General features: G+C 65.5%; 24 protein-coding genes, 2 pseudogenes and 1 riboswitch. Of the genes and pseudogenes, 4 read left to right on the top strand and 22 right to left on the bottom strand.

Annotated features, from left to right (window positions below):
• Window positions 1-2 precede the first annotated feature (2 nt).
• From ACMV_RS03410 to ACMV_RS03400, 3 genes and pseudogenes are all read right to left on the bottom strand, one after another.
• Window positions 3-1,157: a M20 aminoacylase family protein gene (locus ACMV_RS03410; RefSeq protein ID WP_007422000.1), complete on the bottom strand. Its 1,155-nt coding sequence runs from the start codon at window positions 1,155-1,157 to the stop codon at window positions 3-5.
• A gap of 160 nt (window positions 1,158-1,317) precedes the next feature.
• A pseudogene (locus ACMV_RS19615) lies at window positions 1,318-1,665 on the bottom strand (integrase core domain-containing protein); the annotation flags it as partial.
• Between the two features lie 113 nt (window positions 1,666-1,778).
• Window positions 1,779-1,973, bottom strand: a pseudogene (locus ACMV_RS03400) (transposase); the annotation flags it as partial.
• Between the two features lie 225 nt (window positions 1,974-2,198).
• Between ACMV_RS03400 and rfbB the strand changes: the two are divergent.
• Genes rfbB through rfbD form a run of 4 tightly spaced genes read left to right on the top strand, consistent with a single transcriptional unit; the run spans window position 2,199 to window position 5,590 of the window.
• Window positions 2,199-3,254, top strand: coding sequence for a dTDP-glucose 4,6-dehydratase (gene rfbB, locus ACMV_RS03395; protein WP_011942080.1), 1,056 nt, complete (start codon window positions 2,199-2,201; stop codon window positions 3,252-3,254).
• Window positions 3,251-4,132 (top strand): glucose-1-phosphate thymidylyltransferase RfbA, encoded by an 882-nt coding sequence (gene rfbA, locus ACMV_RS03390; protein ID WP_013639550.1) that lies wholly within the window; start codon window positions 3,251-3,253, stop codon window positions 4,130-4,132. Before rfbB ends, rfbA begins: the two co-directional genes overlap by 4 nt.
• Window positions 4,129-4,683, top strand: a complete 555-nt coding sequence (gene rfbC, locus ACMV_RS03385) for a dTDP-4-dehydrorhamnose 3,5-epimerase (RefSeq protein WP_007424379.1) — start codon at window positions 4,129-4,131, stop codon at window positions 4,681-4,683. Before rfbA ends, rfbC begins: the two co-directional genes overlap by 4 nt.
• Before the next feature lies 1 nt (window position 4,684).
• Window positions 4,685-5,590: a dTDP-4-dehydrorhamnose reductase gene (gene rfbD, locus ACMV_RS03380; protein WP_013639549.1), complete on the top strand. Its 906-nt coding sequence runs from the start codon at window positions 4,685-4,687 to the stop codon at window positions 5,588-5,590.
• 215 nt (window positions 5,591-5,805) lie between these two features.
• Here the strand turns inward: rfbD and ACMV_RS03375 are convergent, their stop codons facing one another.
• The 19 genes from ACMV_RS03375 to rfbF form a co-directional block, all read right to left on the bottom strand.
• Complete coding sequence (locus tag ACMV_RS03375) at window positions 5,806-6,222, bottom strand: DUF190 domain-containing protein (RefSeq protein ID WP_007421508.1); 417 nt, start codon at window positions 6,220-6,222, stop codon at window positions 5,806-5,808.
• 30 nt (window positions 6,223-6,252) lie between these two features.
• A complete protein-coding gene (locus ACMV_RS03370; RefSeq protein WP_013639548.1) occupies window positions 6,253-6,600 on the bottom strand; it encodes a DUF190 domain-containing protein in 348 nt (115 codons plus the stop codon).
• A gap of 121 nt (window positions 6,601-6,721) precedes the next feature.
• On the bottom strand, window positions 6,722-8,698 hold the full coding sequence (locus tag ACMV_RS03365; protein WP_013639547.1) for a hydrogenase 4 subunit B: 1,977 nt from the start codon (window positions 8,696-8,698) through the stop codon (window positions 6,722-6,724).
• Window positions 8,688-9,482, bottom strand: coding sequence for an NADH-quinone oxidoreductase subunit B family protein (locus tag ACMV_RS03360; protein WP_011941640.1), 795 nt, complete (start codon window positions 9,480-9,482; stop codon window positions 8,688-8,690). Before ACMV_RS03360 ends, ACMV_RS03365 begins: the two co-directional genes overlap by 11 nt.
• A gap of 13 nt (window positions 9,483-9,495) precedes the next feature.
• Window positions 9,496-10,926: a hydrogenase large subunit gene (locus tag ACMV_RS03355; RefSeq protein ID WP_041664633.1), complete on the bottom strand. Its 1,431-nt coding sequence runs from the start codon at window positions 10,924-10,926 to the stop codon at window positions 9,496-9,498.
• 2 nt (window positions 10,927-10,928) lie between these two features.
• Window positions 10,929-12,449, bottom strand: coding sequence for a proton-conducting transporter transmembrane domain-containing protein (locus ACMV_RS03350; RefSeq protein ID WP_013639545.1), 1,521 nt, complete (start codon window positions 12,447-12,449; stop codon window positions 10,929-10,931).
• A gap of 1 nt (window position 12,450) precedes the next feature.
• Complete coding sequence (locus ACMV_RS03345; RefSeq protein ID WP_007421502.1) at window positions 12,451-13,131, bottom strand: hypothetical protein; 681 nt, start codon at window positions 13,129-13,131, stop codon at window positions 12,451-12,453.
• A complete protein-coding gene (locus ACMV_RS03340; protein ID WP_007421501.1) occupies window positions 13,131-14,084 on the bottom strand; it encodes a respiratory chain complex I subunit 1 family protein in 954 nt (317 codons plus the stop codon). Before ACMV_RS03340 ends, ACMV_RS03345 begins: the two co-directional genes overlap by 1 nt.
• Before the next feature lie 86 nt (window positions 14,085-14,170).
• Window positions 14,171-14,233, bottom strand: a riboswitch (Fluoride riboswitch).
• A 209-nt stretch (window positions 14,234-14,442) separates the two neighbouring features.
• Entirely contained in the window at window positions 14,443-15,264 is an 822-nt protein-coding gene (locus ACMV_RS03335) for a Coq4 family protein (protein ID WP_013639544.1), read from the bottom strand.
• A gap of 48 nt (window positions 15,265-15,312) precedes the next feature.
• Entirely contained in the window at window positions 15,313-16,050 is a 738-nt protein-coding gene (locus ACMV_RS03330) for a L,D-transpeptidase (protein ID WP_231844511.1), read from the bottom strand.
• Window positions 16,051-16,410: 360 nt separating this feature from the next.
• Window positions 16,411-16,965, bottom strand: coding sequence for an SCO family protein (locus ACMV_RS03325; RefSeq protein ID WP_007423979.1), 555 nt, complete (start codon window positions 16,963-16,965; stop codon window positions 16,411-16,413).
• Complete coding sequence (locus tag ACMV_RS03320; protein WP_013639542.1) at window positions 16,965-18,578, bottom strand: methyl-accepting chemotaxis protein; 1,614 nt, start codon at window positions 18,576-18,578, stop codon at window positions 16,965-16,967. The genes ACMV_RS03325 and ACMV_RS03320 overlap by 1 nt, the downstream gene beginning before the upstream one ends.
• A gap of 1,180 nt (window positions 18,579-19,758) precedes the next feature.
• On the bottom strand, window positions 19,759-20,529 hold the full coding sequence (locus ACMV_RS03315) for a cephalosporin hydroxylase family protein (RefSeq protein WP_013639541.1): 771 nt from the start codon (window positions 20,527-20,529) through the stop codon (window positions 19,759-19,761).
• A 126-nt stretch (window positions 20,530-20,655) separates the two neighbouring features.
• Window positions 20,656-21,498 (bottom strand): NAD-dependent epimerase/dehydratase family protein, encoded by an 843-nt coding sequence (locus ACMV_RS03310; protein ID WP_013639540.1) that lies wholly within the window; start codon window positions 21,496-21,498, stop codon window positions 20,656-20,658.
• A gap of 150 nt (window positions 21,499-21,648) precedes the next feature.
• Window positions 21,649-22,896 (bottom strand): M24 family metallopeptidase, encoded by a 1,248-nt coding sequence (locus ACMV_RS03305; protein ID WP_231844478.1) that lies wholly within the window; start codon window positions 22,894-22,896, stop codon window positions 21,649-21,651.
• Window positions 22,814-24,037 carry a class I SAM-dependent methyltransferase gene (locus ACMV_RS03300; RefSeq protein ID WP_013639538.1) on the bottom strand — a complete coding sequence of 408 codons (1,224 nt, stop codon included), beginning with the start codon at window positions 24,035-24,037 and terminating at the stop codon, window positions 22,814-22,816. Before ACMV_RS03300 ends, ACMV_RS03305 begins: the two co-directional genes overlap by 83 nt.
• A complete protein-coding gene (locus ACMV_RS03295) occupies window positions 24,034-24,585 on the bottom strand; it encodes a dTDP-4-dehydrorhamnose 3,5-epimerase family protein (RefSeq protein ID WP_013639537.1) in 552 nt (183 codons plus the stop codon). Before ACMV_RS03295 ends, ACMV_RS03300 begins: the two co-directional genes overlap by 4 nt.
• On the bottom strand, window positions 24,585-25,661 hold the full coding sequence (gene rfbG / locus ACMV_RS03290) for a CDP-glucose 4,6-dehydratase (RefSeq protein WP_011941629.1): 1,077 nt from the start codon (window positions 25,659-25,661) through the stop codon (window positions 24,585-24,587). The genes ACMV_RS03295 and rfbG overlap by 1 nt, the downstream gene beginning before the upstream one ends.
• Window positions 25,658-26,428 carry a glucose-1-phosphate cytidylyltransferase gene (gene rfbF, locus ACMV_RS03285; RefSeq protein ID WP_011941628.1) on the bottom strand — a complete coding sequence of 257 codons (771 nt, stop codon included), beginning with the start codon at window positions 26,426-26,428 and terminating at the stop codon, window positions 25,658-25,660. Before rfbF ends, rfbG begins: the two co-directional genes overlap by 4 nt.
• Window positions 26,429-26,430 lie beyond the last annotated feature (2 nt).

The following is a 26,430-nucleotide window of genomic DNA, read 5'->3' as shown; positions in this document are numbered from 1 at the left end:
CGTCAGCCCGCCAGGGCGGCCTTCGCCGTCGATGCGAGATAGCCGGCAGCGATGGGCAGGATCTCGTCGTTGAAATTGTAGTTCTGGTTGTGCAGGAAGGCTCCCTCGGTGGCCGGCCCGTTGCCGATCCAGGCATAGGCGCCAGGAATTTCCCGCAGATACCACCCGAAATCCTCGCTTGCCATGGTTGGCGGCAGATCGGTCAGCACGGGCATGCCAAGGTCCCGCGCCACGCGGCGGCCGAGTGCGGCCTCGTCCTTGTGGTTGATCGTCGCGGCGAGGCGGCGCTCGAATATCACCTCGCCGCGGCAGCCCATCGCGGAGGCCGTATGGGCGACGATCTCGCGAATGCGGCCGGTGACATGGTCGAATACCTCCGGCAGCAAGGCGCGGACCGTGCCGCGCAGCGTCACCGTGTCCGGAATCTGGTTGTCGGCCTCGGCACCGCGCAGCACGCAGATCGAAATCACCGCGGCATCGAGCGGGTTGATGTTGCGCGAGACCACCGATTGCAGCGCGACGATGATCTGCGCGGCGCAAACCACCGGGTCTGCGGTTAGGTTCGGCATCGCGGCGTGGCCGGCATGGCCATGGATGGTGATGCCGATGCGCTCGCCCTGGGCCATCATCGGCCCGTCATGGATCATGATCGCGCCGGCCTCGACCCCCGGCCAGTTGTGGTAGCCGAAGATGCGCTCCATCGGGAAGCGGCGGAAGAGCCCGTCTTCCATCATCGCCAGGGCGCCGCCGAAGCCCTCCTCGGCCGGCTGGAAGACGAAATGCACCGTACCCGACCAGTCCGGATCGTCTCGCAGCAACATCGCCGCGCCGAGGAGCGAGGTGGTGTGGCCATCATGCCCGCAGGCATGCATCACGCCCGGCGTTTTCGAGGCGTAAGGCAGCCCCGTCGCCTCGGTGATCGGCAGCGCGTCCATATCCGCGCGCAGGCCGACGCTGCGATTGCCGCCGCGCCGCAGGGTGGCGACGACCCCATGCCCGCCAATGCCCGACTCGAAGGGGATGCCGAGTTCCTTCAGCCTCTCGCAGACGAAGGCGGCGGTCTTTTCCTCGCGCAGCGAGAGTTCGGGGTGCTGATGCAGGTATCGGCGCCATTCGGTGAGCGTGGGCGCGATGCGTTGGGCGTGCGTGTCGGGCATGGATCGATCACCTGTATGAGCTCTCGGTCCAGAGTATGCGCCGCCGCGCCCCTGCGGCAAGGGGGCGCGCGAATGGCCTGAAAAGAATGTCTCTGACCCGTCCCCGAACTTTCATCCGTGTGCGATTGGAGTCTCGGCCGCTTCTGTTACGCCGTTCGGTGCCGGTTGTGGTGAGGCCCTCGGCATAGTCCGCCGGGGTCTGGTAGCCGAGCGAGGAGTGCGGCCTCGCGGCATTGAAATGCGCCACCCAATCAGCGATGGCGGCGCGGGCATGATCGAGGCCGAAGAACAGGCTCTCGTTCAAAAGCTCGTCGCGCATGCGGCCGCTGAAGGATTCGACATCGCCGTTCTGCATCGGCTTGCCGGGCCCGATCTAGTGCCATTCCACCCCGTGATCCTTCGACCAGACGAGGGTGGCGTCCGAGGTGAACTCGGTGCCGTGGCCGGAAACGGTCATGCCGGGCCGGCCGCGGCACCCGATCAGACGGGTCAGTTCCCGCGCGACCCGGCAAGCGGGCTTCGTTGATGGTCCCAGAGGCTCGCGGGATGCCGCCTGCCTCATCCTTCATGGCGGATTCCGAAAGACAGGAGGCTCCAACTTCCAAATAGGATGTCGGCATGACGAGTCCGACGTGCCTGGCCCATCTTCAGCCCGCCATACTCCTTGCGCCAGCGGTCGTAGCTCGGCTCGGTGATACCGATCCAACGGCACGCATCCACAACCGTCCCGCCTTCCGCCAACGCAATCTCAGGCTCACGAAGCTTGTCGATAATCTCTTCCGGCTTGTGATTCCTTCCATCCCGGCCCTCCTTCATGCGAAAAATCCAAGCGATTTCAGTCCAGATCACCGCGACCCCGTCTGTTGTTGCAAGCCGGCAGAATTATAATCTTCTGAAATCACTCAACTATCTTTTACGACCCGGCTCTCGGGCCCGTTGGCCGCAACGCCATATCCGGCTGTGTTTATTGTCAACGCCAATCATGGTAGCGTTTATTGTTCGTGAGTTCGCTTTTTGGACAAAAAATTTACAAGGCAAGCAATGCGATTTCTGATCACCGGGGGCTGCGGCTTCATTGGTTCTGCGGTTGTCCGTCGGCTTGTGGCGAGCACGCCGCACGAGGTCGTCACCGTCGACAAGATGACCTACGCCGCCTCGGAGGACGCGCTGGGCGCTGCGCTGGGGCATCCGCGCCATCGCCTGATCCGCGCCGACATCGCCGATGCCGCGGCGATGCGCGCCGTCTTCGAGGCGCACCGGCCCGACATCGTCATGCATCTCGCCGCCGAATCCCATGTCGACCGCTCGATCGACGGGCCGCGCGATTTCATCGACACCAACATCACCGGCACCTTCGTCCTGCTCGAGGCCGCCCGCGCCTGGTTCGCCACCCTGGACGAGCCCGCCCGCCGCCGCTTCCGCTTCCACCACATCTCCACCGACGAGGTGTTCGGCGCCCTCGAACAAGGCGATCCCCCCTTCACCGAAACCACCCCCTACGACCCCCGCAGCCCCTACGCCGCCAGCAAGGCCGCCTCGGACCATCTCGTCCGCGCCTGGCGGCACACCTACGGCCTGCCCGCCATCGTCTCCAACACCACCAACAATTACGGCCCCTGGCAGTTCCCCGAGAAACTCATCCCGCTGGTGCTCATCAACGCCCTCGAGGGCCGCCCCCTGCCCGTCTATGGCGACGGCTCCAACCTGCGCGACTGGCTCTTCGTCGAGGATCACGCCGAGGCGCTCCTCGCCATCGCCCTCACCGGCACGCCCGGCGAGACCTACGCCATCGGCGCCCGCCAGCCCCGCTCCAATCTCGACGTCGTCCGCGCCATCTGCCGCCTGCTCGATGCCCGCCGCCCCGATCCCGCCGGCCCGCGCGAGCGGCTGATCACCTTCGTCGCCGACCGCCCCGGCCACGATTTCCGCTACGAGATCGACCCCGCCCGCAGCGAGGCCGCCCTCGCCTGGCGCGCCGCCCACGATTTCGAGGCCGGACTCGCCCGCACCGTCGACTGGTATCTCGCCAACGAGCCCTGGTGGCGCGCCATCCGCGCCCGCCGCTATGCCGGCCAGCGCCTCGGTACCGCCGCATGATCCGCAAGGGCATCATCCTCGCCGGCGGCTCCGGCACCCGCCTGCACCCCTCCACCCTCGCCGCCTCGAAGCAGCTCCTCCCCGTCTACGACAAGCCGATGGTCTACTATCCGCTGTCGACCCTGCTGCTCGCCGGCATCCGCGACCTGCTGCTGATCTCCACCCCGCAGGACCTGCCCCAGTTCCGCCGCCTGCTCGGCGACGGCGGCCAATACGGCATCCGCATCGGCTATGCCGCCCAGCCATCGCCCGACGGCCTCGCCCAGGCCTTCCTGATCGGCGCGGACTGGCTCGCCGGCGAGGCCTGCGCCCTCGCCCTCGGCGACAACCTCATCCACGCCGATCATCTCTCGCTCGCGCTGCGCCAGGCCGCCGGCCGGGAGGCCGGCGCCACCGTCTTCGCCTACCAGGTGCGCGATCCCGAGCGCTACGGCGTCGTCACCTTCGACGATGCCGGCCGCGCCATCGACATCGTCGAGAAACCCGCCGCCCCCGCCTCCAGCTGGGCGGTCACCGGCCTCTATTTCTACGACCGCCGGGTCACCGAATTCGCCCGCCGCATCCGACCCTCCGCCCGCGGCGAGCTCGAGATCACCGATCTCAACCGCCTCTATCTCGACGACGGCTCCCTCGCCGTCGAGCGCCTCGGCCGCGGCACCGCCTGGCTCGACGCCGGAACCCCCGACTCCCTGCTCCAGGCCGCAACCTTCGTGCAGACCATCCAGGCCCGCCAGGGGCAGCTCGTCGGCTGCCCCGAGGAAGTCGCCTTCCGCATGGGCTTCATCGACGCCGACACCCTGCGCCGCCACGCCGCCCGCCTCGGCAAGACCGAGCTCGGCCGCGTCCTGCGCGAACTCGCCGACGGAGAGGCCGCATGATCGAGCCGCTCGACCTGCCCGGCGTCATGCTCATCACCCCGCCCCGCTTCGCCGATTCCCGCGGCTGGTTCAGCGAAACCTGGAACCAGGCAAGGCTCGCCGCCCTCGGCTTCACCGAAACCTTCGTGCAGGACAACCACTCCTCCTCCACCCGCCCAGGAACCATCCGCGGCCTGCACTGCCAGCTCGCCCCCTTCGCCCAGGGCAAGCTCGTCCGCTGCATCCGCGGCGCGATCTGGGACGTCGCCGTCGACATCCGCCACGGCTCGCCCAGCTTCGGACGCCACGCCGCCGCCGAGCTCTCCGCCGCCAACGGGCGCCAGCTCTGGATCCCGCCCGGCTTCCTGCACGGCTTCTGCACCACCGAGCCCGATACCGAGGTCGTCTACAAGGTCACCGCCCCCTACGACAAAGCCTCCGAACGCGGCGTCATCTGGAACGATCCCGATCTCGCCCTGCCCTGGCCCGTCCCCGCCGGCACCGCCCTCCTCTCCGACAAGGACAATCTCCTGCCCCGCCTGGCCGAGGCCGAACCCTGGTTCAGGCTCTGACATGCCGCCCCGCCCGATCCTGATCACCGGGGCGAGCGGCCAGCTCGGCCACGCCCTCGCCGCCCGCGCGCCCGCCGCCGGGCTCCCCGCCCGCGCCATCGGCCGCCCCGGCTTCGACTTCGACGCCCCGGAAACGATCGCCAGGGCCCTCGCCGCTGCCGATCCCGCCCTCGTCGTCAACGCCGCCGCCTGGACCGCCGTCGACGCCGCCGAGACCAGCGCCGACGCCGCCTTCCGCGCCAACCGCGACGGCCCCGCAACCCTCGCCACCCTCTGCCGCAGCCGCGGCATCCCCCTCATCCACGTCTCGACCGACTATGTCTTCGACGGCACCAAGGGCGCGCCCTACACCGAAACCGACCCGATCGCCCCGCTCGGCGTCTACGGCCACAGCAAGGCCGCCGGCGAGGAAGCCATCCTCGCCGCCGGCGCCGACGCCATCATCCTCCGCACCGCCTGGATCTTCTCCGCCACCGGCAAGAACTTCGCCCGCACCATGATCGCCGCCGCCCGCCGCCTGCCGGCGCTGCGCGTCGTCGCCGACCAGCGCGGCGCCCCCACCGCCGCCGAAGACCTCGCCGACGCCATCCTCGCCATCGCCGCTCGCATCCTCGCCGAAGGCTGGCAGCCCGGCTTCGCCGGCATCTTCCACGCCACCAGCGCCGGCGACACCTCATGGCACGGCTTCGCCACCGAAATCCTCGCCCTCGCCGCTCGCCACGGCACACCACACCCCGACATCATCCCCATCGCCACCGCAGACTGGCCCACCCCAGCCCGCCGACCCGCCGACTCCCGCCTCGACACCACAAAACTCAACCAAACCTTCGCCCTCGCCCTCCCACACTGGAAAGACGCCACCGCCCGCATCGTCCCCGCAATCCTCGCGCAGGACGAAACACCGTGATCACCATCCTCGACAGACCGTATTGTTCGGCGCGGCGCGACTCTCGGAATGCCCGCCGGCACCGAAATTCCGTGCCGTCATTCACGCGTTTCAGCCCGTGCGCCGGCAACTGACATTCCATCCGCGGGCGCGCGTAGGCTGCCTCCGCGATACCGGCAGAAAGGATCGCGCGGCCCTGATCCTGCGTTGCGGGCGCGGGCGCGAGACGCCGGAGGTCAGTTCAGCCCGACCCGCGCCTGTGCCGCCGGCGGGGGAGAGGCCGGGAAGAACTGCTGGCGGACACGTTCAAGCCAGCCCGGCCTGTGGCGCCCGTATTGCAGGACGCGCGCGCGTTCGATGGTGACCAGGCCGCTCTGCATCATCGAATCCAGAACCGGCAGGAAGGCCTCGATCCTGTCGGTGGCATCGACAATCTCGATGATGACGGGATGATCGTCGGAGAACGGCAGAAGATGCCCCTCATGCAGGCGCCCCGTATGGCCGAAGCCGAGCGGGCCGCGCAGCACGGTGGCGCCGGCAAGCCCGTGATCCCGCGCCGCGTGAACGATCGCGATGAACAGCGGCGTCCCGCCATGGCGGTCGGCCGAGCTGGTATAGATCCGCAGCAGTGAAGCCTCGTGTGGAACATCCATCGCCGTGTCCTCCTCGCTTTCTCGTCCGCCTCAGGCCGGGGCCGGCGAACCGGGAACGATCTTCCGCATCTTGAGTGCCTCCAGCGTGACCACGCCCGACGGAATCATCGGCTCGATCAGCGGCAGGAACGCCTCGATCCGGTCCGGCCGGTCGATGATCTCGACGACGATGGGCTGATGCGCCCCGGCATCAACGTTGATGCCCGTCCTGATTCCGCGCGAGCCGCCAAAGCCCATCGGGGCCGGCAGCGCCGTGCCGCCGGCCAGCCCGGCCCGCATCGCCGCCTCGAGGATCGCGCGATAGAGCGGCTGGCCGCCGGCCATGTCGTCCTCGCCCAGGAAAACCCTGAGCAGCAGGGCATCTTCCATGATGCGCATCGAGGTCCTCCTCGGCGTTCGGGTCGAACCGGCCCGGACAACGACGCTACACCGAGACTAGCGCCGATCCGCCGGCCCTGTCAGCAAGAAATGACATCCTCCCGATCGTGCGAGCCGCCGGTCAGAACAGGGCGACAACGAGAATGGCGACGAGCAACAGGCCGATGATGCCGAGATAGAGATTGAGGGAGCCGGACTGCAAAACCCGGCCCCGCCGGGCGAGGCCATGCACCAGCCGCACCACCGGGCCGAACAGGGCGGGGCCGAAGATCGGGGCAACATCGTGCTCGAAACGCAGATGCTTCACGAAATACGGCGACAGGCTGGTTTCCACGCCGGTTTCCGCGCGCGGACGATAGACGAAGCTGTAGAACGTCCTGAGCGAATTCGAGAAGGTCAGGGCCGTGGTCGCATTTCGCCGGTCGAGGCGCGGCGAGCCGCCATACCAGACGGGAACGCGCCGCGCGGGCCGGCGTCTGCACAGCAGGATCGCCGCCACCGGCACCAGGGCCAGCAGCGGCATCACGATGACCAGCTTCGACGGCGAGATGAAGGCGAAGCCGGCGCTCAGCGGCACCAGGATCCATCCGTCGGTCATGTGCGCCGCGGCGTCGATGGCATCGTGCGCGGGCCAGACGCGGGCAAGCGCGCCGAGCCAGACCGGCATGCCCACGGCCAGCGCGAGCACGGCCAGGCCGAGCGCGCCGACCGCGGATTGATGCCGCGCGGGAAGCCGCGCGCCGCCGTCTGCCGCGCGCCCCTGCAGGCCGACGCCGAACAGCTTGACGAAGGTGGCGAAGGCGATCGCCGCCGTCAGCGCAAGCCCCGCGCCGGTCAGCACAAGCGTGAGGCGCTCCGCCAATCCCGGCAGGTGGAACCCCTGGAACACGGTCTGGAACATGAACCATTCCGAGACGAACCCGGCCTGGGGCGGCATCGCCGCCAGGCTCATCGCGGCGAACAGCGCCCCCATGCCGAACAGGGGCGTGTTCGCGCGCAGCACGCCGTCCTGCCGGATGGCGTAGCCGCCGGTGGCGGCGAACACGCCATCCGCGGCGAGAAACAGCGCGCCCTTGGCGAGCGCATGGGCGGCGAGATGCAGCAGCGCGACCGTGAACGCCAGCCCGGCGAACAGGGGCAGGTGCCCCGCCTCGAACAGCAGCGAAGCGCCGAGTGCGGTCACCGCCACCGACGCGTTCTCCGCCGAGGAGAAGGCGAGCAGCGCCCGCCAGTCCTCCTGCTGGAAGGCGTAGAGCGTGGTGAGGATCGCGCTGATCACGCCGATGGCGCACAGCGCGATGCCGAACCCCTCGTCCACCCCGCCCGGCAGCCAGACCAGCAGGCCTCGCGCCAGGCCGAAGAACGCCGCGTTGAGCACGACGCCGGACAGCACCGCCCCGGTCGCGCCCGAGCCCGCCCCATAGGCGCCCGGAAACCATTCGTAGAACGGCAGCAGCCCGAGCTTGGCGCCGAACCCGACGAGCAGGAGCCCGCCGGCGATCGCCGGACCATAGAGCGCCGCCCCGCGCCAGGCCCCGGCGAACCCCGCGAAGCCCAGGGAGCCGGACGCAGTCCCCAGGACCAGAACCGCCGCGAGCAGCGCCACGGCCCCCACCTCGAGCAGGCCGAGCATGAACAGCGCGCGGCTTCCCGCCCCTTCGGCCAGCCGTTCGCCAAGGATCATCGCCGCGCCGCCCAGGCTCATGACCTCCCAGGCGACGAGGAATGCGGCTCCCTGCGTCACCCCGAAGACGCCGAGCGCGCCGATCAGGCTCATCGACAGTCCGAATAGCCAGAACCGCCCGCCCCGCCCCGGCGAGCCGAGCCAGGCCGCCAGCATCGCCGGCGCCAGCCCGAAGCCGAACAGCCAGAGCGCGGCCGGGGAGAGCGTGAAGCCGGAGCCTTCGTCGGCGATGCGGAAGACGGGCAGCGCCACCGGCGGACTGGCCCCCGGCAGCGTCAGGATCGCGGCGATCATGCCGGCCAGGCAGCCCAGCCCGGCCAGCCCGCGGCCGAGCACGACCCCCCTGCCCGCCAGCGCGATGAGGCCGGCGACCAGCCAGAACAGGGTGGCGAGGCCGATCAGGTCATTCGCCATCGATCCGTCCTCCGCGCACGCGTTGCGCCCGGCGCCCGAGGAACATCAGCAGCGCCTCGATGATCGCCGCCGGATTGGGCGGGCACCCCGGCAGGTACAGGTCGACCGGCAGCGCCTCCTCGAGGCCGGACAGGCACGGCCCGCCCGGCGCGATGCCGCCGGATACCGCGCAGGTGCCGCTGGCCATGACCCAGCGCGGCGCCGGCATCGCCTCCCAGGTGCGGCGCAGCGGCTCCAGCATCGCCCGGGTGACCGGGCCGGTCACCAGCAGCAGATCGGCGAAGCGCGGCGAGGGCGTGAAGAAGATGCCCAGACGGTGCAGGTTGTAGAATGGGTTGTTCAGGGCCTGCAGCTCGGATTCGCAGCCATTGCAGGAGCCGGCATCGACATGCCGCACATGCAGGCTGCGCCGGAAGCCGCGCCCCGGACCATCCGCCGCGGCCAGCGCCGCCATGCCGGCGGCTTCGATGCCGGTCCTGAGATCGTCGCGCGTCCGCGCGCCGAACGCCCAGTCCCTGCTCTCGGCCAGCGCGCCGGTCGGGCAGGTTTCGACGCAACGCTGGCAGACGACGCAGCGCCCGTAATCGAGCGCGATCCGCGCGCCGGCGAGACCGATCGCCCCGGTCGGGCAGGATGCCGCGCATACCTCGCATCCCGCCTCGCAGCGCCCAGGGTCGAGCCGCGGCATCCCGACCACGCCATCCTGGCCGTCCGGCCCCGGCTTCAGCGGCCAGGACGTGGTCGCGGATCCCTCAAGCAGGCCGATCAGCGTCCAGAGTGCCATCCGCACCTCCCCCTCATCGCGCGCATCCGGCGATGGTCAGGCCGAAACTCGCCTCGTTGATCGCGTAGTCCATCATGTTCGTGCCGTGCACGGTGTAGGGAAACACCCGCCAGTTGGAGAAGGAGGGCGACTTGATCTTGACCCGCGCGAGCCGCCCGTCGGGCCCGACATGCACGGCATAGATCAGCGTGCCGCGCGGCGATTCCGCCCAGCCCATCGCCTCGGCGCCGGCGGCCGGCGCGCAGGCGACCCGGATTGCGCCGCCGGGCGTCAGCGCGATGGCGCGCTCGATCATCAGCAGCGCATTCTCGATCTCGGCGATCCGCACGCGAGCACGGGCGTGGGCATCGCCGTCGGTCCCGGTGGCGACGGCGAGGGCGAGGTCGGGATCGTCGTAGGCGGCATAGGCATGGTCGCGCCGCAGGTCGCGGTCGAGGCCGGAGGCACGGGCAACCGGCCCGGTCGCGCCCTGGTCGAACGCCACCTCGCGGGGCAGCACGCCGGTCGTCGCCAGCCGGTCGAAATGGCTTTCCGAGGCGTCCAGCCGCGCGATGTAGCGGCGGATCGGCGCGCGCAGGGCATCGAGCGCCCCGGCAAGACCCTCGACGCGCAGCTCCCGCCGCAGCCCGCCCGGCGCGATCACGCCGCGCAGGAACCGGCTGCCCGTCACCCGGGCGCCGATCTGCTTGACCCGCTCGGCAAGCAGCGCGCCTTCGGCATGGGCCACCTTCAGCGTCGTCGTATCGGCAAGATGGCCGAGATAATGAAGATGATTGTAAAGCCGCTCGAGCTCGGCGACGATCACCCGCTGGTAGCGCGCGCGGCCGGGAACGGCCACCTGCGCGGCGGCCTCCATCGCCTGCGCATAGGCAAGGGCATGCGCCACGCTGCCGACCCCCGAAACGCGCTCGGCCAACACGAGCCCGGTCTCCGGCGTCTGGTCGACGAAGCGGTCTTCCATGCCGCGATGCTTGAGGAACAGGTGCGGCACGTAATGCAGGATCGCCTCGCCGACATAGAAGAAGCTGAACTCGGCCGATTCGACCACGCCGGCCCGCACCGGCCCGAACGGCAGCACCTGCACGGCATCGCCGGACAGCCCCGGCAGCCGGCGCAGATCCGCCTCCTCATCGGCTCGCAGCGGCGCGATCAGCGAAAACGGCTCCGGCTGCCCGCTGAAGGCGATGCCGCGATGATCGGCCGTCTCCCGCTCATACCATCCCAGCAGCGGCCAGATCGTGGCGATGCTCGGCACCGTTCCCCCGGCCGGAACGCTCCAGACCTCGAAGCCGGCGATCCCCGGGCGCGACGACACGTAGCGCAGCGTCTGCCGCCCGTCAGCCTCCGGGGCCGCATAGACCATGATCATCCGGCCCCCCGCAGCGCGCAGCGCGCCGGCCGCGGCCTCGATGGACGAGGGGTCCATGCCGCGCCTCGACGGCATGTTCACGACGCCCTCCGCGCATCCGGCATGCGGGCCGAGGCGCGCGCCGCAGGCCCCGGCGCGGCGGCCGGACGCTCGATCACCTGTTCGACCGTCTGGAAATCGCGCCACATCGCGCGCGGCCACCACAGGCCCAGCACCAGCAACGGGATCAGCGCGAGCCACATCGGCGCGACGGTCCAGGCCCCGAGCCGCGCCGGCCTCGGCGCGTCATCCCCGGCCGGCTCGAAATACATGACGCGAAAATGATCGAGGAAGCCGATGAAGATCAGGATCAGCAGAACCAGCATCACGATCGCCGCCCAGAGCCCGGCGCCGCGGAAACCGGCGCGCAGGATGGTCAGCTCGCTGGCGAACAGGCCGAAGGGCGGCGCGCCGGTGATCGCGACGGCACCGGCCAGCCAGAGTGCTGCGGCGACCGGAAAGTGGCGCGCATAGTCGCGGATCCGCGTCATCGACCGGGTGCCGAAACTGCGCATCGCGTTGCCGGCGCCGAAGAACATCAGCGACTTGTTCAGGCTGTGGTTGAGCATGTGATACATCGCGCCCGCGACGCCGAACGGCCCGCCGAAACCGAAGCCGAGGGCGACGATGCCCATGTGCTCGACGCTGGAATACGCCATCAGCCGCTTCACCCCGCGCTGGCGCACGATGAACAGCGCCGCCACCAGGAGCGAGGCGGTGCCGAACACCGCAAGGATCTGGTCGGGCAGCATGAACAGCCCGGCCCGGTGCAGCACCGCGAGATAGCGCACGATGCCCGCCATCGCCGCGTTCAGCAGCGCGCCGGAGAGCATCGCCGAGACCGGCGCCGGCCCCTCGCTGTGCGCATCCGGCAGCCAGGTGTGCATCGGCGCCAGCCCGACCTTGGTGCCGTAGCCCACCAGCACGAGCAGGAACCCGAGCACGAGCAGCGCGCGGTCCATGTGCGGCGCGGCATGCCGCAGGACGCGCCAGGTCATGTCGTAGGTCGGCCCCAGGCTGAACGTCCCGGCCCAGTAGAAGATCACAGTGCCAAGAAGCGCCAGCGTGATCCCGGCCGAGACAATGATGATGTATTTCCACCCTGCCTCGATCGCCTCCGCCGCCTGCTCGAACGCGACGAGGAAGGTGCTGACCACGGTCGTCATCTCGATCGCGATCCAGTAAAGCCCGGGATTGTTCATCAGCGGCGCGATGAAGATGGTCAGCGCGAACAGGGCGAAGAGCTGGTAGAACCGCGGCAGCCGCGCTTCCTCTCCCGGCATCCGCATGTAGCCGCAGGCATGGATCGAGGCGAGCAGATAGACCACCGCGGCGCACAGGATGATCCAGGCGCCGAGCGGATCGACGATCAGGTAGCGCCCGAGATAGCGGGCGCCGGCGGCAGGGGCGGAAACCGTCATCGCGACCGCGGCGATGAAGCAGAGCCCGGCCGCGGCGAGGTTGAGCCGCTCCGCGAGACGCGGCCGCGGCGCGGCCAGCATCGCCAGCACCGCGAGTGCCGGCGCGCCGATCAGGACCGATGTCGCGATCCCGGTCATCTCAGCCCACCAGCCGCCGCAGTTGCAAGGCACTCGTGCTGCCGACCTGCCCGACGAGATAACGCACCAGCACGCCGAAGCAGACGACGACGATGAGCAGGTCGAACAGGATCACGAGTTCGAGCAGCATCGGCATGCCGGGCACGAGAATCTGCGTGCCGAGGAAAATGCCGTTCTCGAGGACCAGCAGCCCGAGAACGTGACTGACCGCCTCGTGCCGCACCGCGAGCATCAGATAGCCGATCAGCTTCATCGACAGCATGACCGTCAGCGCCAGCACGACGACCTCGGCCGTCAGGTGCAGCGCCTGCGTCATCCGCGCGGCGACGACGAGCGAGAACACGACGGCGCCGGCGCCCAGCACCAGACTCGACCCCGGTCGCAGCAGCGGCTCGAGTTCCCGCTCGATCGTCAGCCGCCGGATGATGCGGAGCAGCAGGTAGGGCAGCAGCGTTCCCCGGAACGCCAGGGTCAGCAGCGCGATGACATAGAGTTCGGGATAATGGTCGATATACCCGACCGCCGCCGAGAGCAGCGCGATCGCCCACGATTCCGCGGCGAAGGCGATGAGGTAATGCCGCAGCCAGCGCGAGCCGAGCATGACGAAGGCAAGCAGCAGGCTCGCGATGGCGAGAACGCCGAACAGCGAGGCTTCGACCGGCGTCGCGTGAAACCCGTGCATCACCCGAGTCCGATCTGCGTGCCGATAATGGCGAGGACCGCCAGCAGGAACGAAACCGCGAGCGGTTCCTGATAGCGGTAGAAGCGCAACCGCGCCTGGATCGTGTCGACCGTCACGATGGCACAGGCGACGATGACGAATTTCACGATCACGCCGGCCGCGCTGCCGAGCACGCCCGGCGCCAGCCCGCGCGTGGAGAGGAACCACGGCATCGTCAGCACGTTGCAGAAGATCGTGTAGAGGATGAACTGCTTCATCATCGACGCCCATTTGAGCAGGGCGTGCAGCGGGCCGGCATATTCGAGCACGCGCGCCTCCTCGATCATGTAGACCTCGATATGCGTGCTGGAATGGATCGGCAGCCTGTCGGTCTCGACCGTCAGCAGGATGAAGAACGCGGCGACCAGGAACAGGTGCGCGGGACCGAGATAGACCGCCGGGCTCGCCACCAGCAGGTGGTTCACCACGAAGGGCAGCATCGACCGCGCGAACAGGGTGATGCCGACGAAAACGAGGATCAGCGTCGGCTCCGCGAGAATGCCAATGACCGCCGCGCGGCTGGACCCGATCCCGCCATAGGCACTGCCGGTATCGAGCCCGGCCAGGGTGATCATGAAGGAGCCGAGCGTCAGGATCAGCCCGCCGCCGAGAATGTCCCCCATGTTCGAGAGCGGCAGCGGATAGTTTGTCAGCACCGGAATGAGGATCGGCACCGTCATCATGCAGGTGAAGGCGACAACGGGCGTCACCCAGAACAGCCACGAGGCGGTCTCCGGCACGACGATGTCCTTGTGGAACAGTTTCCACAGATCCCGGTAGGGCTGCAGCACCCCCGGGCCGTGCCCGCGCTGGATCCGCTCCTCGAACTGGACGATGCACCCCTGGATGAACGGCGCCGCCGCGATCGTGAACGCCACCTGGCAGGCCTGCAGAATGGCGTCGCGCACGGTCATGAGCGCAACCGATGGTTCCGTCGGGCTGAATGAAGGCAGTTCCGGCCAATACGCACCATGACACCCGTCCTCTTCCGCTGTAGCGGATATGAACAGGAGTCATCGGCCCCACGGGCGGTTACACGGTGAACTCCATCACCGGCATCGGAATGCGATACAATCCAACCCTCGCCTGTCCGCCCACGCCTGTCAATCGGAATCGTCGAGGCCGAAGCACAGGGGGGCCGGACAGCGCGATCTCTTGGCCTGTCCTCTACCGCAACGCACCGTCATCAATGTGGCGGATCCGCGATCAGCCCGGTCGGCTGCGCACCGACCGCTTCCGCGGGAGGCCGCGCCAGCGCCGGCGGATCAGAAATCAGACCGTCCGCGCCAGCGCGGTGAACGGCCCGCTGTTCCAACCCGTCGCCGTTCGGATGCGGGCGATCACCGCGCGATAGGCCACCGGTTCGGCGAGGTTGAGCCGGGCGCGCAGTTCGTCGAGATCCTCGGCCAGCAGCGCCTCGATATCGAGGCTCGGGATCCACGCCGCCGCGCGCCCGATCCGCCGCGCCTCGCGCACGGCGGCGAACACACCATCGCCGTCGATCCCGGCCTTGCGCAGATAGCGCCGCACCACGAACGGGCCGGTCGTGCTGATCAGGCGGAAGGCGCGGATGCGAAGCTGCTCGTAACTCACCGCGAGCACACAGACCTCGCCCAGTTCGTCGCGGCCATAGCCTGTGAGGACATGATAGAGATCATGCATGTCGCGCGACGTGTAGCTGGAAAAGAGCCTGATCGGCTCGGGCAGTTCGCTGAGCTTCCGGGTCACCGCCGGCGTCGCCTCGATCAGGCCGCGCGCGGACAGCCCCTCGCGCTCCATGAAGGCGAGATAGTGCCGCCCGAGCGAATTCGGCTTCAGGGTACGCAGGTAGTCGTGATCATCGAGCGTGCGGGCGAGCGACCGCTTCTCGCGGATCACCGCCTGCCCGGCGGGGAACGATACGAAGCGGCGGAACACCCGGCGCTGCGAACGCCCGGCCAGCGCGATGCCCATCAGCGCCACCTGCTGGGTGTCCTCCGGGTCGCGGGCCAGGCGGATCAGCGCGCGCACCGCATCGAGCGGCCGGATGCGCTGCCGCGGAACGGTCGCCAGAACGGCGTCGATATCCTCGGGCCCGATGATGCTGGCGGTCATGCTTGTCCTCCGCGAACGGGGCTGGTGTTAACTTTGAAACATTCATTATCATTTTTTAGCAATTTCTGAAAAATCAAGATTGCCTGGCCCCGTGCTGGGGCCGGGAATGCGGCGCAGGCCGCCCACCCCCCGCGTGATCATCACCAGCGCGCCCGGCAGGATCATCCGCGCGAGGCGAATGACCGCGCCGGGCGCCATCTGCACGCACCCCCGCGATGCCGGCCGGCCGAGCATGCCGACATTGGCCGTCCCGTGGATGAAGATATCGCGCGCCAGCGTGTCGACATCGCCGCCCTGGTTCCAGCCCGGCTGCAAACCCTCGAGCAGCAGGATTCGCCCGACGATCAGCCGGCTCGCGGCAAGGTGACCCGGCGCGAGGACCGGCTTCGCGAACCGGCCGGTTGGCCCTGCGGCATTCAGGACCTGGTCCGCCGGCCCGCCCCGCCCGAGTTCGCCGACGACGCGAAATACCCCAACCGGCGTCCGGTCGCTGCCGCGGCGCTGGCCGACCCCGAAACGGGAGGTCGAAACCCGCCAGCCGGCGCGATACCGCCCGTCGCGAAACAGGTCGAGCCGCTCGCGCGCGATATCGACGACGATGAAATCCCGATCGCCCGGCGCCGGATACCGCCGCGCCAGCCGGCGCCAGTCGGCCGCGAAGGCCCGCCGCCGCCATCGCGCGCGCAGCACCGCAAGGTCGCGCCGAACCCGCGCCGGCAACCGCCGTTCCGCAACCCGCGCCTCGCCCGCCGCCGCTTCCGGCCCCCCACTCCGCCGCGCGGGCACCGCCAACGCGCTTCCGGCGGATCCCAGCGCCAGCGCAACTGCCAGTCCATATCCGATCGCCCGAAGCCTCATCACCTCGCCCCGAAACCCTACGGAATCACCACAACCTGTGGGAGATCGGCATCTCCGCCGGCCACATCAAGTTCAGCCGGCGGGTAGGCGCGAACAAATGCCCGGCACGCCCCTTGCGGATGATCGCAAAAGCGGGCGTTCCATCCCTGTCCGAGAGCAACATGGTGTTGAGACCAACCGGGGGCGTCACGGGCTGGCGCACCTGGTGGCGGCCGAGGTGCGGTCAGGACGATGAACGACCTCTCGGAGACGGACGGCAGCGGATCAGATCATGGCATCGACCAGGGTTCACTCCCTGCCGGGCTTCGGAACCGGATATCGCCGCAGCGCGCTGGCGAGCGCATCGGCGGAAAGCCCGTCGGGCAGCACGGTTGCCAGTTGCCCCGACGGCGACAGGAGATAGATCAGGCCGCCATGGGTCGGCTGCCCATTCGGTCCGTTCGGCCAGGCCACATACACATGGAATGCTGCGATCGCTTCGTTTACCTGCCGTTTGCTCCCGCCAAGGCCTTCAATACGAGGAGAAAACAAAGAGGCGTAATGCGCCGCGGCCTTCGGACGATCATGCCGGGGATCCACCGTGATGAAGACCGCATCGAAAATCCTGTTGCGCGGATCTGCCATTTCCAGCGCCCGCGCGAGGTGCGTCAAGGTTGTCGGGCAACGATCTGTGCATTTCGTATAGCCGAAGACCACCAGCAGATATCGCCCACGGAACCGCGCCTGCGTCACCACCTTCCCGGCGCCGTCCTGCAGGGCGAATCTGAAAGCCGGCGGCGGTGCCGCAATGCAGGCGGCGGGCCAACCAGCCAGTCCGGCAAGAAGCGCCCGACGGCCAGGCATCAGGCCATTTCCTTCGCTGCCGCCGGCCAATACCGCGATGGGGGAGCCGCGGCATCGTCGACAACGAAGCGTTGCTGAAGTGTCATCATATGCCGCGCCTCCGCAAGAAGGCTATTGGCCGCGGCGTTCGCCTCTTCCACCATAGCGGCATTCTGCTGCGTTACCTGATCCATGTCGCCGACGGCCTGGCTGACCATTTTCAGTGACGAGGCCTGTTCGTTCGCGGTATCGCTGATCCGCCGGACCATTTTGTCGATGTCGTTGACCTGCGACGCCAGGCTCGCCAGCACGGCACCGGTTCTGTCGACGGATTCAACACCTGATCTGACCTGGGTTTCGGCCGTGGCGATCAGCTCCCTGATTTCCTTGGCGGCATCGGAGGTCCGTTGGGCAAGAGCGCGTACTTCCGAAGCGACCACCGCGAAGCCCCGTCCCGCATCGCCTGCGCGTGCGGCCTCCACACCGGCATTCAATGCCAGCAAGTTGGTCTGGAAGGCGATGTCGTTGATCACACCGATAATTTGCGCGATCTGCCGGGACGATTCATCGATCCGTCCCATCGCTGTCATCGCCTCATTCACGACTTCACTTGACGCACGGGTCATTTCATGCGCCTTGCCGGCCAGATCGCGCGTGCTCACCACGTCATCCAGAGTCCGGCTGAGCCCCTGCGAAACTTCGGCGACCGTCGCCGCAGTTTCCTCAAGCGAAGCGGCCTGCCGTTCGGTCCGCCGCGCCATGTCTTCCACGGCAGTGGCAATCTCTGCTGAGCCACTTTCGACCGTTCCCGCCTGAACCACCAGGTCACGAATCACGTCATTCAACTGCTGCGCCGCAGAGTTGAAATCACGACGCAGGACATCGTATTCGGAAGGAAACGCATCAGTCAGCCTCTCGTTCAACTTGCCGTGCGCAAGGCCGGATAATCCGCCGGCCAGCGCATCGACAACGTCCTGAAGCCGTGCGGCCTCCTGCTCGCGGGCTCTTGCCTGCGCCGCCTGTTCGGTTGCGCGGGCAGAACGTTCATCCAGTGCCTCCCGTCCTGCTCGTTCAGCTTCCTGCGTGGCCAATTCGGCCCGTCTGACGCTGTTTTCGCTGTCCTCGAACAGGGCATTGATCGAATTTGACATCAGTATGAGCGAAGCCGCTTCGGCGACGAGGATCGAGGCATGCAGAATAACCCGCCGGAAATCCGTACCGTCAGGAAACACCAAAGCCGGAGCGATAAAGTTCAACAAGAGGTGATGAACCGCGACAGCACCCGTCGCCATGATGATTGCGTCGCGGTCGCAGCTGGCCGCAATGACAGCAAGGGCTGCAAAATAGTACATGTGCAGATCAATCTGCATTTCGCTGCCTCGCGCGGCCGCAACCATCACCGAAATGACCGCAACGAATGCGACCGCGGTCGTCAGGCGCGAGGACTTGCCCAATGGCGCCACTTTCCAGCAAATGTGGCAGATGCCGGCAAGCACGATGCCCATGATCAGCGGCGCAATCCAGCCATTGTCCGAGAGATATCCGGTGAGAGCTGCAGCGCCGGCATTCGCCCACATCCAGATGACCAGAAGGCGGCTGACGGAAAGGCGCAAGGTACTGATCTTGTCAGTCATGACCGAGTGTCCTTCACGGGGATGACCGAACACCCGCCGAGATAACGCGAATCGAGTACGGCCCACGCACCGGTTGAAAGAGGCGCCATCCCGCCAGACGCCGGCGCGAGGACGACGATATTCTTGGACAGCCCAAACCGGACCACAGATCCCGCCTTCATGGCGGCAAGAAAGATGTGTGTTGTGGTCCACCACGGCGGATACAGAAGCGCGACCGTACGACTACCCGGCACAGGCCTTAGTTCCAGCCAGATACACGCCAGCGCCGAAATCACCATAAGTCCGAGCCCGGGAAGCCATTGAATCAGACGAGAAGCCATAAATATTATCTACTTGTTTCGATAAATAACTCAGTCAATCTGATAGAGCCAACCATTTTAACGTTAGGTAAAAGGGCCAAAATTTCCGTGTGTTACATTCTGTTCCGACTCGGACATGCAACGAGCAAACCCTCGGACAAGGAGCATGACGGAGGCGGCATAGAGGGGGATTTCGGCTGAGGTGACGGTTGCCTCGAAGTCCTTGGCAAGCTGCCCGTTCCGATTGTTAGGCGCGAAGTAGCATTCACCGACCAACCGCCAAGCTTGGACGGCGAAGCGACTTAGTCCTTGGGTTTGCACACCGTGTCGATCGTGATTGAACTATCGGAGGCAACGCGATCACCGGCATATCCGGCATGGGCGTAAACGAGTGCCACGAACGGCCTGCGGCCCCGCGAAGCTCGCAATGCCGGGCGGTCCCTTCACCATCCGTAACCATCCGGCGGATGGCCAGATCACCAAGCTCGAGCCTGTAAAGCCGGAGATGTACGGCATCGGAGAGCTCGGCTTGCTCCAAGCACATCTCATCGGTCTAATGTGAACCAGGCCCGACCAACATCGCGCCAGAGCCCCTATTCCACGCCGAGCCCCGATTCCAATTCAGTTCCGTTTGACACGCAACAAGCCGTTAGCATTGAAACACAGCGTTGATGCTCATGTGCCGCAGGCTATAAAAATATTTATCAAGCGATTTAAACTCACCAGCAAAAATTTGACTACAATCGACCCACTCGATGATTATGCTTCCAGCCGTCAAAATCTGATAATCGCATCACCTTCAAACCCGATTTCAACCAAGACACACCATACGACCGTGTGATATTCAGATCATTGCCCGACAACACTCGCTACCAGGATCATCAACATGTGCGTCTGAGCCAACCATCATGGGCAACAGTAATCATAAGCTTGTCGGGGATCAATTTATCAATCTGGAACTCGGGATGGTTCTTTAGGTAGGCATGGACAGCGGTCTTCGGATTATTACCCACCCCCCAAGGCCGGTCAGGACAGGCGTCCGGTTCCATATCCTCGATCAGTGTATCAAAAACCACGCAGTAACTACCGACGGAAACGAGCGATGCATAGGCCTCAAGCTCGGCATAGACATGGTCGTGGGTGTGATTGCTGTCGAGGCACACGAGCACATTCCGATGCGCCGACGCGATGCGGCCCACCTCGGCAATCACGTCCGCCGAAATCGATGATCCCTCGATCATCTCGATCCGCGATCGCATCGGATGCGCATCGATGGCCGTCCGATTATGGGCGCGAATGTCGATATCGATACCGAGGACTTTCCTGCGGGATACAGCCGGCTCCAGTGGCTCGCCTGCCTCGATCGCCTCACACATATCCAGAAGCGCCAGCATCGACGCTGAGAAGATGAGGGACCCCCCATGAGCGATACCGCACTCGACAATTAGGTCAGGCTTTACCTCCCAGATCAACTCTTGCATCGCGATCACGTCGGTCGGGTACTGGATGATCGGTCGCCCCAACCAATGAAAATTATACGAATATTGGCAAGGCACCGAGGCGCGGAGAAATTCAGCCGCCGCCGCGGGCAGACGCCCATTGGCTTGCATCGCTGCAACGCGATCGGGAATCTCGGATTTGAAATCACTCATGGCGATATCTCGACATTAATGCATCTGCTCCACTCCACCACTCCGACCTCCGCACGATTGCAAAACTCCCCTGTCGTCGTCGCCAATATTTCGGAAGGTGGCAGCCTCCGATGGCAACCGCGCCCCTCACGCCTCCGCCCCGGAGTCGCGCAAGCCGACGACCAATGGCGGGTCGGTCAAGTTTTCCGGACGGGCGCCAAAATGCAGGAGATCTCTGCGGTCGTAGATGTCAGCGATACTCTCCGCCAGCGCGCGCACCGTAATTCCTTGCCCACTCGATATGTTAACTGCCCCGATACGCGTACTCTCAAGTTCGTCGACCAGCAGACGCGCCGCCTCACGCACATCCATGAAGTCGCGCACCTGCTCTCCCCTCGTCAATTCCACCGGCTTGCCGAGGGCCAACTGTCGGTGAAGATAAGACACCAGTCGTCGTTCATCCTCCCCGGGCCCGTAAAGATAGAAAAGTCGTGCCCAAAGAAACGAAACTCCCTGTCTTGGCAGCCACTCGCGCAACGTCAAATAGGCTGCGGCCTTGGCAGCCGCGTATGGCGTCGTCGGGTCCAATGGCGTCATATGTGTGAGATAGCCAGGGGAAAGATCGTATTCGAAGCATGTTCCGACGCCGACAAATCGCCCTACGCCCGCACGTGCGACTCCCTGGGCTATGCGCAGGGTGCCTGCGAGGCAGTCGACATTCTTCCCGGACGTCAGGTATTTCCCCGGCTCCGCATACCAAGCCGCGTGCAGGACAATGTCAGTCTCGGCAGCCACTTCGGACCACCATTCAGAAGTTTCGGCAAAAAGATCCGGCGTCTCCACCACTTCATCACTAATTCCGAGCCCAACCAGGCGCCCCACGGTCCCGGTCCGCACCACACAGCGAAGATCGTTCCCCCGTGCTTTCAGGACCTGAGCCGCCGCCCTGCCAACAAAACCTGTCGCACCCGTCAGCAGAATCCGAGCCATCAGAAAATTCCGCCCCCCTCATCGGACTGCACAATCCACGCCCTGCTGAACGCCACATTTTCCGGTCGTCCCGATCCTGTAACAGGAGACCCACGCCCGACCTCCAGTATTTGCGTCTTCACAAAAGCAGCCCAGCTGGATATTCGAAGCTCACAATGTCATCGTCTGATTGAACAAATTCTGAAACATGACACATCCCTCCGAGTTCAACCACTTCGAATTATTGACGACATCTGCAATATCGTCTCGATTCAGGCCTACTTCCGGATCCAATAGATTCGCATACACAAGACCATCATATCGTTCCATATTAAGCCGCACGATTTCTTTGGATAGCAACGGAAGAAGGTCCGGTGCGATGACATCACGGATATAAGACAAGCTCAGGTGTAGCGGAATTGCCTTTGCCCATGGCATGAATGCCTGGAAGGGCATCGTCTTGATGTCCCGTAGCTCGCGGGCGATGAGATCGAGGACGTTCGTCGTATCGCGCAATAGTACTGAGGTTTCCGATGATCTGAATTTGTATTCAGCCATGAGTGCGGCAACGAAAGTCCAATCACAGGCAGGGAAAAGACAGGCCATGAATGGCATATGTTTACTAAGTACAGTCCTATATTTATCTTTATTGAATATTCCGTAAAAAATGCTGTTGTCCGACGGCAGTGGCGCCGAGAGATAACGAACAAGCCGCTCTTCCTTCGTATCGTGGCAGAACTCGAAATGCGACGATATCGCAACCGTATGGATGTTCTCGATCAGTTCATTAACCGTCGTGCCCGTGGAACGCAGCGTCTTCGGACTGATGGAGATCACGTCGTCGGGCATGTCCTCGATTTCACGTCGGTCGAGACTCAACAGGAAGTCGTCGTCCGCAACCAATACGAAATTCCTTGTCGTGGTCATGTCGAGCGCCCGCTCGATTCTCCGGAAGAAACACTCCTCCAGTCGAAAATGCCTGACGAACCTGTTTTCGAGCGCGCGCCGGTAGCCAGGTTCGATTTCACTGGCGACGATGATGGAAAAGTCCTCGCCATACTCACCGGCCAAGAGATCGACGTGATATTCGATCCAGGCTGAAATATCCCGCTCCCCTCTCGTCGGCAGAATCAGTGTCAGCCCATCCTCGCAACTCATATCGCCCACTTCCCTTCGCTCTCCCCGCATGGCGTGGTCACCATCCTTCTGGAAGCCGCCAGATGTGCAGGAACGATCATGCCACGGCCGTCGCCGCACGGTACTCGACGCGCCATCGCGCAGATCCGCAACAGCACCGGCCCTCCGTCGCCCCCACGGATCCTGTTCGAAAGGACAGTCATAGAAATGTGATCTCCGGCACAGCCACGGCGAATCGTCCTCCCCAGTCGCGAACATAGCTGTGACGCTCGACGATCTCATCCGCGATGTTCCACGGCAGGATGAGGACAATATCCGGTCGTCGCTCGCGCAGGGCCGCCGGCGGGACCACAGGCAGGTGGCTTCCCGGCAGGAATTTCCCCTGCTTCGATTCCGCAGCATCAACGACATAGGGGAGAAGATTCGGTCGTATGCCGGCGAAATTCAGCAGCGTGTTGCCCTTCGCCGCCGCCCCGTATGCAGCGATACGGGTCGACCGCCGCCGCTCGTCGACCAGAAAGCCCAGCAGATTGTTCCTGATACCGTCCGCAATCGCCTGAAATTCCGCATATGTCGTCCGCTCGAACAGGCCGAAGGCGCGTTCGGTCGCCATCATCCGGCCGACGCTTTCAGCCTCGGGGCGCGCGTCCTCGGCGTGACAGCCGTAGATCCGCAGACTTCCCCCGTGGGTCGGCAGTTCCTCGACATCCCAGATCCGCAGCCCGTGGCTGTGAAAGATCCGCGCGACAGTGGTGAGTGAGAGATAGGAGAAATGCTCGTGATAGGCGGTATCGAATTGCCGCCCGGCAATCATCCGCAGGAGATGAGGAAACTCCAGCGTGATGACCCCGTCCGGCTTGAGGGCTGCCTGCAGTCCGGCGGTGAAATCGTTGATGTCGGAGACATGGGCGTAGACGTTGTTGCCGATGATCAGGTCCGCCCGGCGCCCCTCGGCCGCGAGCCGTTCGCCGAGTCCGCGCCCAAAAAAGGCACGCAGGACCGGAATTCCAAGGCGTTCCGCCGCTTCCGCCGTGTCCCTCGTCGGCTCGATCCCGAGGCAGGGAATGCCGGCTGCAACGAAATTGCGGAGCAGATAGCCGTCGTTCGATGCGACTTCGACGACAAGGCTGTCTCCGTCCAGGGCAAGACGCGTGGTGATCATCTGCGCATAATGTCGCGCATGGTCGAGCCAACTCGACGAGGTCGAGGAGAAATAGGCGTAATCGGCCGCGAAAAGGTCTTCCGGTGCGGCGAAATCCTCGGTCTGGACCAGCCAGCACCTGGTGCATACGAAGAGCCTGAGTGGCAACGTGATTTCCGGTCGCCGCAGCTGTTCGGGTGTCAGATAGGCATTCGAAGGCGGAGCGAAGCCGAGATCGAGAAAACCCTGATCGAGATCGGCGGCGCAGTGGCGGCACATCATTGTGGAAATCCCGTGAACAGGGCAGGCAGCATCGGCAGAGCGCGGTCGCGATCGGAAAGTCCGCCGACCATCATCGGCCAGTCTATGCCAAGTTGCGGATCGTCGCAGCGCACGCCTCCTTCGGCCGCATGCGCGTAATGTGCGGTGTGGATATACAATAACTCGCTGTCATTTTCGAGCGCCTGAAACCCATGCGCGACCCCCTCGGGGATCACCAGCATCCTGCCGTTGGCCGCAGACAGTTCCTCGGCGTGCCACCGCAGGAGTTGCGGCGACCCCGCGCGCAGATCGACCGCGACGTCCCAGACCCTTCCACGCAGGCAGCGGATCAGCTTCATTTCGGCATGCGGCGGAAACTGGAAATGCAACCCCCGGACAGTGCCTGAGCGCGCTGTCAGCGAGCGGTTGATCTGCGCGATCTCTCGCGTGCCCAGCAACGGTGCAAGATCGCGCGAACAGAAGCAGCGCTGGAACGCCCCCCGCGCATCGGCGACGACCGGGCTCTCGACAACCACCACGCCGGGCAACGCCGTCTGACGGATATCCATTACCGGCACCACACAGCATCGCCGCGCGCGGCATCCTGTTCGAATTCATCGACCTGGTTTTCGCTGCACGCTAACCCGTGGGTCGCGTGGTGCCGGTACCAGGCCACAGTACGTTCGATGGCCTCGCCAATCTCCCAGACCGGACGCCAGCCGAGTTCGGTGCGTGCCCGCGCGCTGTCGAGGTTGAGTTGCCCGGCCTCGTGCGGCCCCTGCATGTCTTCCGCGCGCCAGCGAAGATCGGGCCAAAGGGCGGCAAAGGCTTCGAGAAACGTGGCAACCTCCAGATTCGCCTCCGGCCCCGGCCCGAAATTCCATGCGGTCGCGAACATGTCGTCGCCTCGCAGCAGCCGGGCGCCCAGCAGCAGATACCCGCTGAGCGGCTCAAGCACATGCTGCCATGGCCGTGTCGCGCGCGGCGAGCGGATCTGCACCTCGGCGCCCGCCGCGATGGCGCGCACGATATCGGGCACCAGCCGGTCCTCCGACCAGTCCCCCCCGCCGATCACATTGCCCGCCCGTGCCGTGGCGATGAGCGCCGCCTCGCCGCCAGCGAAGAATGATCGCCGGTAACTCGCCGCCAGCAGTTCGGTTGCCGCCTTCGACGCACTGTAGGGATCATTGCCACCAAGCGGGTCGGTCTCCCGATAGCCCCAGCACCATTCGTTGTTCTGGTAACATTTGTCCGAGGTCGCGATGACGACTGCTCGCAATCCGCCGACATCACGGCAGGCCTCGAGCAGATTTGCCGTGCCCATGACATTGGTGTTCCATGTCCCGAGCGGATCGCGATAGGACCGCCGCACCAGGGACTGGGCCGCGAGATGAAAGACGACCTCGGGACGCACCTCCCGCACGGCCTCGCGCAGGGCTGCCGCGTTACGCAGGTCGAGGCGACGGGAGTCGATCCCGAGCCCAAGCAGATCCCAATGGCTTGGCGACGTGTCAGGATCGAGCGCGATCCCGCTGACATCGGCGCCGAGGCGCGCGAGCCACATGCTCAGCCAGCTGCCCTTGAACCCCGTGTGCCCCGTGACCAGAACCCGGCGACCGCGATAGGCATCATCGAAGAGGATCATGCCCAGACTTTCCAAGGCGGATCGTGCCGCATCCACAGGCTTTCGAGATGGTTCTTGTCGCGCAGCGTATCCATCGCCTGCCAGAACCCGGAATGCTGGTAGGCCATCAATTCTCCGTCTGTCGCGAGCCGCTCCAACGGCTCGCCTTCCCAGGGCGTCATATCGCTTTCGATATAGTCGAAAACCCCTGGCTCGAGAACGAAATACCCGCCATTGATCCAGGCGCCGTCGCCGGCTGGTTTCTCCTGGAAATTGCGCACCGTCCGGTCATCCAGATTGAGTGCGCCATAGCGGCCCGGCGGCTGGATCGCGGTCAGCGTGGCGAGCTTGCCATGCCCGGCATGGAAATCGAGCAGCGCCGCGAGATCGAGGTCGGTCACGCCATCGCCGTAGGTCAGGCAGAAGGTGTCGTTGCCAAGATATTCGCGAACCCGCCGCAACCGTCCGGCGGTGAGCGTGTCCGCCCCGGTATCGACCAGCGTGACCCGCCACGGCTCGGCGTGGCGGTGATGCACCTGCATCCGGTTATTTCGCATGTCGAAGGTGACGTCGGACATATGCAGGAAGTAATTCGCGAAATATTCCTTGATCACATATCCCTTGTACCCGAGGCAGATGATGAAATCATTGATGCCATGATGGGCGTATATCTTCATGATATGCCAGAGGATCGGCTTGCCGCCGATCTCGATCATCGGCTTCGGCTTGAGGTAGGATTCCTCGCTGATGCGCGTGCCCAGCCCTCCCGCGAGAATGACCGCTTTCACGA

It is taken from the genome of Acidiphilium multivorum AIU301 (assembly GCF_000202835.1).
GTDB classification, from domain to species: Bacteria; Pseudomonadota; Alphaproteobacteria; order Acetobacterales; family Acetobacteraceae; genus Acidiphilium; species Acidiphilium multivorum.
This window is presented reverse-complemented; position numbering and strand designations above follow the sequence as displayed.

Excerpts from the sequence above, each read along its gene's own strand:
- ACMV_RS03295 (WP_013639537.1), bottom strand. The coding sequence starts at position 24,585 with ATGGATATCCGTCAGACGGCGTTGCCCGGCGTGGTGGTTGTCGAGAGC.
- ACMV_RS03300 (WP_013639538.1), bottom strand. The coding sequence starts at position 24,037 with ATGATGTGCCGCCACTGCGCCGCCGATCTCGATCAGGGTTTTCTCGAT.
- rfbC (WP_007424379.1), top strand. The coding sequence starts at position 4,129 with ATGATCGAGCCGCTCGACCTGCCCGGCGTCATGCTCATCACCCCGCCC.
- ACMV_RS03350 (WP_013639545.1), bottom strand. The coding sequence starts at position 12,449 with ATGACCGGGATCGCGACATCGGTCCTGATCGGCGCGCCGGCACTCGCG.
- ACMV_RS03375 (WP_007421508.1), bottom strand. The coding sequence starts at position 6,222 with ATGGATGTTCCACACGAGGCTTCACTGCTGCGGATCTATACCAGCTCG.
- ACMV_RS03335 (WP_013639544.1), bottom strand. The coding sequence starts at position 15,264 with ATGACCGCCAGCATCATCGGGCCCGAGGATATCGACGCCGTTCTGGCG.
- ACMV_RS03305 (WP_231844478.1), bottom strand. The coding sequence starts at position 22,896 with ATGAGATCGTCGAGCGTCACAGCTATGTTCGCGACTGGGGAGGACGAT.
- rfbA (WP_013639550.1), top strand. The coding sequence starts at position 3,251 with ATGATCCGCAAGGGCATCATCCTCGCCGGCGGCTCCGGCACCCGCCTG.
- rfbB (WP_011942080.1), top strand. The coding sequence starts at position 2,199 with ATGCGATTTCTGATCACCGGGGGCTGCGGCTTCATTGGTTCTGCGGTT.
- ACMV_RS03340 (WP_007421501.1), bottom strand. The coding sequence starts at position 14,084 with ATGACCGTGCGCGACGCCATTCTGCAGGCCTGCCAGGTGGCGTTCACG.
- ACMV_RS03310 (WP_013639540.1), bottom strand. The coding sequence starts at position 21,498 with ATGGCTCGGATTCTGCTGACGGGTGCGACAGGTTTTGTTGGCAGGGCG.
- ACMV_RS03325 (WP_007423979.1), bottom strand. The coding sequence starts at position 16,965 with ATGCCTGGCCGTCGGGCGCTTCTTGCCGGACTGGCTGGTTGGCCCGCC.
- ACMV_RS03410 (WP_007422000.1), bottom strand. The coding sequence starts at position 1,157 with ATGCCCGACACGCACGCCCAACGCATCGCGCCCACGCTCACCGAATGG.
- ACMV_RS03345 (WP_007421502.1), bottom strand. The coding sequence starts at position 13,131 with ATGCACGGGTTTCACGCGACGCCGGTCGAAGCCTCGCTGTTCGGCGTT.
- ACMV_RS03365 (WP_013639547.1), bottom strand. The coding sequence starts at position 8,698 with ATGGCGAATGACCTGATCGGCCTCGCCACCCTGTTCTGGCTGGTCGCC.
- ACMV_RS03355 (WP_041664633.1), bottom strand. The coding sequence starts at position 10,926 with ATGCCGTCGAGGCGCGGCATGGACCCCTCGTCCATCGAGGCCGCGGCC.
- ACMV_RS03315 (WP_013639541.1), bottom strand. The coding sequence starts at position 20,529 with ATGAGTGATTTCAAATCCGAGATTCCCGATCGCGTTGCAGCGATGCAA.
- ACMV_RS03370 (WP_013639548.1), bottom strand. The coding sequence starts at position 6,600 with ATGCGCATCATGGAAGATGCCCTGCTGCTCAGGGTTTTCCTGGGCGAG.
- rfbG (WP_011941629.1), bottom strand. The coding sequence starts at position 25,661 with ATGATCCTCTTCGATGATGCCTATCGCGGTCGCCGGGTTCTGGTCACG.
- ACMV_RS03320 (WP_013639542.1), bottom strand. The coding sequence starts at position 18,578 with ATGACTGACAAGATCAGTACCTTGCGCCTTTCCGTCAGCCGCCTTCTG.
- rfbD (WP_013639549.1), top strand. The coding sequence starts at position 4,685 with ATGCCGCCCCGCCCGATCCTGATCACCGGGGCGAGCGGCCAGCTCGGC.
- ACMV_RS03360 (WP_011941640.1), bottom strand. The coding sequence starts at position 9,482 with ATGGCACTCTGGACGCTGATCGGCCTGCTTGAGGGATCCGCGACCACG.